The following is a 4,697-nucleotide window of genomic DNA, read 5'->3' as shown; positions in this document are numbered from 1 at the left end:
TCTCCTTAGTCGGTAAGGCAGATTGTCTCGCACACTGCCGTGTGCGGCAGTACCTTAGACTGCTTTGCACAGCGCCCTATCTGGGCGCACCTTGACATTCTGCGTGATTCCGGTCGGAATGCCGCCCCACTTTCTGAAACGCTTCCAGATTTCCACGCTGTATGCGGCGGTCTGTTCCTCCTTCAAGAGCAGATGGAACTCGTCCATGTAGTAGCGAGTTGCCTTATGCTGGGCGCGGTTGATGGTAACTCTGTTCCACACCTGATCCTGCACAATCAGCATACCGAGCTTTTTGAGCTGCTTGCCCAGCTCCTTGATGTCATAGCAGACGAAGCGGTTGTTGACATCCACGTTCGTTCTGTGATTGAAGACGTTCAGAGAGCCGTGAACATAGATTTCAAGGGCAGTTGCGATGCGCTGTGCCTCCGGCTCCTTCTGATTTCTCAGAATGTTGTAGAGGTCTTCGAGGATCGGCATTTTCTCCGGCTTGGGGTCTGCAAGAAACTCCTGATAGACCATGCGGACACTGCGGTCAATGATGGTCTTCTCAACCGGCTGCAAGCCGTCCTTGCCGCCGACAATCAGCTCACACATGGAGAGGATGAAGTCGGATTTCAGCGTCAGCGGGTTTTCCTCTTCGGAGTAGTTCGTGTTGATGTCCAGCGGATTGATGTAATCCGTGCTGACCGGCGAGATGCGGATGACCTGACCGCCGAGCTTCTGCACGAGGGGGAAATACTCGGCTTCGGGGTCGCAGACGATGATGTCATCCTCCGTGATGAGGAAGGCGTTCGTCATTTCACGCTTGGCGGAGAAGGACTTACCGGAACCGGGCGTACCCAAGATCAGCCCGTTGGGGTTCTTGAGCTGCTTGCGGTCAACCATGATCATGTTGTTGGACAGTGCGTTCAGCCCGTAGTAGAGAGCTTCGCCGCCCTGAAAAAGCTCCTGTGTGGTGAACGGCACGAAAACCGCTGTGCTGGAAGTGGTCAGTCCGCGTTCGATCTCCACCTGATTGACGCCGATAGGCAGAGAGGACATCAGCCCTTCCTCCTGCTGGAAGTCAAGACGCTTGAGCGCACAGTTATACTTCTGGGCAATGGCGGCGGTCTGGAACACAGCATTTTCGAGCTTCTGGCGGCTGGTTGCCGTGTTCATGATGAGGATGGTCACAAGGAACAGTCTCTCATTGCGGGTCTGGAGATCCTGCAACAGACGCTTTGCCTCACCGCCGAAGGTGGCGAGATCGGACGGGATGATGTCCATATCGTAGCCGGAGCGGACAGCCTTTTTCTGCTCTTCAATCTTCATCTTGTCGAGGTCGGTGATCTTCGACTTGATGCTCTTGATTGCCTTCGCCTGGTCAATCGTCCGGATATGAAAATTGACCGTGATGTTGCTGTCCATCTCAAGGAAGTCGGCAAGCATACGGTCATTGAGTTCCGGCGCGAGGATTTGCAGGAAACTCGCCGCGCCGACGGTTTTGCCCATCTTGAAGCACTTGCCTTCACGGAAGTCAAAGGAAGTGGGCGCGATGAAGTCCTTCGTGCTGAGTCCCGTCCGGGCAACCATATCGAAGGAAAAGCGGAACGGCTCATTGGTGTCCATGTTGAACACATCATGAAGCACTTTCAGCCGCTCATAGCCGGACAGCGGTTCCGTCCTCACACCGAGGGTTTTGAAGTTATTGAGAATGTCGGTTTCAATGCGTTCGAGCTTCGGCTTTGCCGTGCGGAGGGAGTCCGCCTCAATGCCGAAGGTGATGTACTTTTTCTTGACCAGTCCGTTGTTGCCTTTGGTGAGCTGGCTTTGCAGCATACCGGAATACTCGGAGCGGATGTCGTTGAAGTCGTCCTCCTGTGCCGGAATATTGATGCGCTTGCGGAACTCATTGAGGCTTGCCTTCTGATTGATGAAGGAGAGCTGAACGAAAATCGAGCTGTCGAAGTAGTTCAGAAAGTCGCACCATGCTTCAAAGATGGCAGTTTTGTCCTCGTTCTGCGCAAGCTGGTAGTTGATGTCCTCAAAGGCGATGGACTTCGTGTAGAGGCGGCTGTTTACCTTGCAGATACCGTCGCGGCACATCTCCACATAGGGGATGGTCTGCTGGGCGGATTTGCGGACTTTCTTTGCCTTTCTGTCCTTTTTCTTCTGCATGACGATCCGCTTCTTTTCCTGAGCGGAAAGGGCGTCGCCGTAAACGACGCCGTTTTTGACCGTCATCTTAGGCTTTGCCTTTGCTGTGCTGTTGTTCAAGCTGCAATTCCTCCTGTTCTTTGATTTTCTGCTGAATTTCAGCGTAGAGATTGTTTGTGCGATAGGGACGCACCTTATCCCTGATAAACATGGACTGTACAATGTGGTACAGATACTTTTCGGCGGGCTGACCGTCCTTCTCGTAAAGCGCGAAGAAGATGAACGGGAGCATGATCACCACCATCAACATTGCCGCCGTAGACAGGTCGAGATGTGCCTTCGCCAGAAAGAAGATCGGGACGCCGACCGCCGCAGCGATGGAAAAACAAATAAGCTGCCGCTTGGTCAGGTTGAACATGACCTTCGTTTTGACGCGGTTAAGATCCTTCGGGACCGGAACAAATGCCATTGACTGTTTCCTCCTTTCTAAGCTGCTTTTCATAACGCAGCTTCATTTGTGCGGGATATTGATCCTCCTTCGGTTGACGCTTGCCCGTCCAGCGAAGCCCACCCGCTTTGCCTTGACAGTTCCAGCCGGAAGCCCGAAGGCTTGCACCGTTTTCGCTTTCCAGCGTGTAGGTGATGATGCGCTTATAGCCCATAGCCGCAGCAGCTCTTGCCGCCGCACCGTAGAGAAAGCTGCAAGCGTTCTTCTCTCCGTTGGTGCATAGCCTTGTAACCTCCAATGTGAAGCCGTCATCCAGATACCGGCTGACGGGACGCCCGGCGATGATCACGCCGACCAGCTCACCGTCTGCTTCACAGCCGATGGAGAACTTGTGACCGGCAACCGGCTTGTGATGCCGGTGATGCTGCCGGACGTACTCGTTGGCGTCACGAAGAGAGATGGGTTTTAGCCGCAGCATGGTGTTTCCTCCGTCGGAAGATGCGCTGTGCATTCGACCTCGTTGCCCCAAACATCCCAGCCTTCGGGAGACTGACGGGCAAAAAGCTCCACGCGGGGAAGGTCTCCCATGAGCCGAACAATGCGCTCCCGCGCTTCATCCGGCTTTTTGGAATGCTCTTCGATGTGGCTGAGGATGACCTGACGCACACCGGCGTCAACACGCTTCGGATGTCCCTTTGTGGCAAGGATGCAGATTTCGGCGTTCGCCCTTGTCCAATACCCCATGCCGGTGAAGAGGTCATCGTTCTTGCGGTTTTGCTTCACCCATACAAAAGCCACGGTCTTATAAGAAAATCCCCATGCCGTCAGCACTTCGAGTGCTTCACAGAGGCACGGGAACGTGATCCAGAGGAACAGAGCGCAGTCCTTGGCGGCAAGCTCACCGACCGGAAGTGCCTTGATGTCCTCAATGCACATTGTCGGGTAGTGGCTTTCCGCAGACCGTCCCTGTCCCTTCTTGGAGTAAGTCCGATACGCCCAAGGGGGATCGGCGTAGATGATGCTGTACTTCTTCATGCTGCCGACCTCCTTAGTGCGCATGGAAGATGGATTTTGCAAGGCTTCCGGTCTTGAACAGCGAGAAGCACAGAATAACCGTGTATGCTGCCACAGAGAACAGAGCCGAATGAATGTTGTCTGCGATGATCATGCCGTTGATCAGCACCGCATAGATGCCGACGCAGACCATGATGAGAAAGCCCTGAAATGCCAGAGCGAACAGACCTTTCAGATAGTTCGTGCCGATGCTGCCCCATTCGCGGTTGCTCATGGTTGCAATGGGAATGGGCGCAATGCTCACGGTGCAGTAAATCTCAATCATGCGCCCGTAGAGAATGACCGTAATGAGGATCGCCATGATTTTGAGGCACAAGCTGATCAGAAGCGTTTCTATCGACAGTCCGAGCAGTTCTCCGACGCCCATGTTCTCCATGCCGGTACGCATCTGCGCAATCGTCGCGTCAATGTCAATGCTCGTGTTGCCGTGGATTACTCCTGCTGCACCGGAAACTACGTTCTGCCCGATGTCGAATACTGCCATCACGATGTCAAAGGTGTGCGTCACGAGATAGATCGCCACAGCCGCCTTGAAAAACCACTTGAAGAACATCCAAGTGTCCATGTCGTGAAGGTTGTTTTTCTCGGTGATCATGGAAATCAGCTCGTAGCACAAAACAAAGGTGATGATGATACCAGCGATGGGGACTATCACGTTTTCGGATAGTCCCCGGATCATCTGGTACACGCCGCCGTTCCAGCCGGACGGTGTTTGCCCGACCTCGGCGGCAATCGTTCCTACCTTCTCGTTGACATCAGTGAACATATTGGTCAGGTTGCTCTCGATCCATCCGATCAGCATATCCTTGAGAGCCTGCTCAAGCTTTTCTAAAATGCTGCCCAATATTTCACCACCCTTCGGTTAAGCTGGGCTTGCCGTGGATTAGCCGAACAAACCGGAGAGCAGAGGGATGAGGGTCGTGCCGATCAGCACCACACCGCCGCCAGCCATGAGCTGCTTGATGCCCTGAGACTTTGTTTATGTGCGATAAAGAAGTAATAGAAGTGTAAAAAATTTTGCCGTTCCTATCCGGCACTT

General features: G+C 53.7%; 4 protein-coding genes and 2 pseudogenes. All 6 read right to left on the bottom strand.

All coding sequences use genetic code 11. The features are described 5' to 3' along the window. Positions 1 to 90: 90 nt before the first annotated feature. Positions 91 to 2,223 (bottom strand): annotated as a pseudogene (locus NI20_RS0112235) (VirB4-like conjugal transfer ATPase, CD1110 family); the annotation flags it as partial. A 1-nt stretch (position 2,224) separates the two neighbouring features. Further along, entirely contained in the window at positions 2,225 to 2,605 is a 381-nt protein-coding gene (locus NI20_RS0112230; protein WP_005934790.1) for a PrgI family protein, read from the bottom strand. Next, positions 2,574 to 3,062 carry an XF1762 family protein gene (locus NI20_RS0112225; protein ID WP_033121676.1) on the bottom strand — a complete coding sequence of 163 codons (489 nt, stop codon included), beginning with the start codon at positions 3,060 to 3,062 and terminating at the stop codon, positions 2,574 to 2,576. The genes NI20_RS0112230 and NI20_RS0112225 overlap by 32 nt, the downstream gene beginning before the upstream one ends. Beyond that, complete coding sequence (locus NI20_RS0112220; RefSeq protein WP_033121675.1) at positions 3,050 to 3,619, bottom strand: MT-A70 family methyltransferase; 570 nt, start codon at positions 3,617 to 3,619, stop codon at positions 3,050 to 3,052. Before NI20_RS0112220 ends, NI20_RS0112225 begins: the two co-directional genes overlap by 13 nt. 13 nt (positions 3,620 to 3,632) lie before the next feature. Further along, positions 3,633 to 4,502, bottom strand: a complete 870-nt coding sequence (locus NI20_RS0112215; RefSeq protein ID WP_033121674.1) for a VirB6/TrbL-like conjugal transfer protein, CD1112 family — start codon at positions 4,500 to 4,502, stop codon at positions 3,633 to 3,635. 39 nt (positions 4,503 to 4,541) lie between these two features. Continuing rightward, positions 4,542 to 4,634 (bottom strand): annotated as a pseudogene (locus NI20_RS15240) (Maff2 family mobile element protein); the annotation flags it as partial. Positions 4,635 to 4,697 lie beyond the last annotated feature (63 nt).

The organism is Oscillibacter sp. ER4 (genome assembly GCF_000765235.1).
GTDB lineage: Bacteria > Bacillota > Clostridia > Oscillospirales > Oscillospiraceae > Hominicoprocola > Hominicoprocola fusiformis.
Note: the sequence above shows the minus strand (reverse complement) of the source record. Positions and strands in the feature narration are given on the sequence as shown.